Here is a 1,207-nt window from a genome sequence, read left to right as displayed (position 1 = left end):
GCTGTTGAACCTCAAAATCTTGACTGTATTCTGAGAGGGGTAAATCAAGGTCTACATTCGCTCCATCCTTTGTCAGAGATAGAAAGACCTGACTAGACACATCTGCCTGAATCGCCACCTCAGTTAATGCGAACAGTGATTCTTCTTGTTCTGTGCGCGGTTGATAATATCCAACTTCATAATTACCAGACGTCAACGAAAACGATGCTGCACCATAGCTATTAGTAAGGGCAGAAATCTCCCCAGCCTGCACTCGAATATTGGACTGCGCCACGCCATCCTTGAACACGAACACATATAAATTCTTTTGCGAAGACGACGCAAAAGCTGGAGTTGTTGTAAAAGCGATAAGTGCCGATAGACAAATAATCGCGCGCACTATGAGGCGATTAACGGCATGCATACGGGTCATTCTGACAGATCTCTATTTGCTTAAATAAATAAGTCGCTTTGGTAAACAGCTGACTATCGTTGATTTGTTGTAGGTATGAAGTGGCAATGGGGTAATTGCCATTTTTGAAATGCGCAAAACCTAAGGCGTATAAAATATTGTCATCTGACAATAGGTCGTAACGTTTTAATGGTTCTGTCTTAGCAACCATCGACTCATAGTCTTCTAGCTGAATATCAATGCCAATGCGCTGACGGAACTTTTCTTCTTGCTCAAGGATTCGGCGATTTAATTGCAGAGCGCGCACCGGACTCTCCGCTTTCAAATACAAAGCAGATGCTTTGGCTGAAAATCGTGGAAACTGCATTGAGGCGAACTCGTAAACGAGGGCCGCCATCATGTACTGCTGCTGATCAACATAGACTTGACCAAGTAACTCAAGAAGCTTGTCATTATCGTTATATTTAATGACGCCCTCCTCAAGAAGCACTGCGGCTTGCTCATATTCACCACTTTCTCTCAAAGCATATGCCAAGGCTAAGTAATCATTCGCCGTATAACCCTGCGCTTTTAAATATTGACGCGCATACTCTTGGGCTTGCTGGTAGTAGCCTAGCTCCAACAAGTAATAGAATTTCTGGCTATAAAACTGCGCGTATTGTGGGTGACGATCAATCCCTTGATCTAGCGTGTTCCACGCAGCTTCCATGTTCTTTATCTGCTTAAAAGCCTCTGCTTTAATGACTAGCATCTGAGGATTTTCAAGCGTTTCCTCGCCTGCTTGATCTAGCGCTGCGATCAACATGTCGTATTCAT

At 43.8% G+C, this 1,207-nt stretch carries 2 protein-coding genes; both read right to left on the bottom strand.

The window, feature by feature from the left end; genetic code table 11:
• Positions 1 to 295: hypothetical protein (locus tag A3739_RS00980; protein ID WP_156502220.1), on the bottom strand; the 295-nt coding region annotated here is incomplete at its 3' end.
• 94 nt (positions 296 to 389) lie between these two features.
• Positions 390 to 1,207, bottom strand: an 818-nt coding sequence (locus A3739_RS29100; protein WP_068499816.1) for a lipopolysaccharide assembly protein LapB, incomplete at its 5' end; no start/stop codon positions are given.

Source organism: Oleiphilus sp. HI0067, from assembly GCF_001635735.1.
Note: the sequence above shows the minus strand (reverse complement) of the source record. Positions and strands in the feature narration are given on the sequence as shown.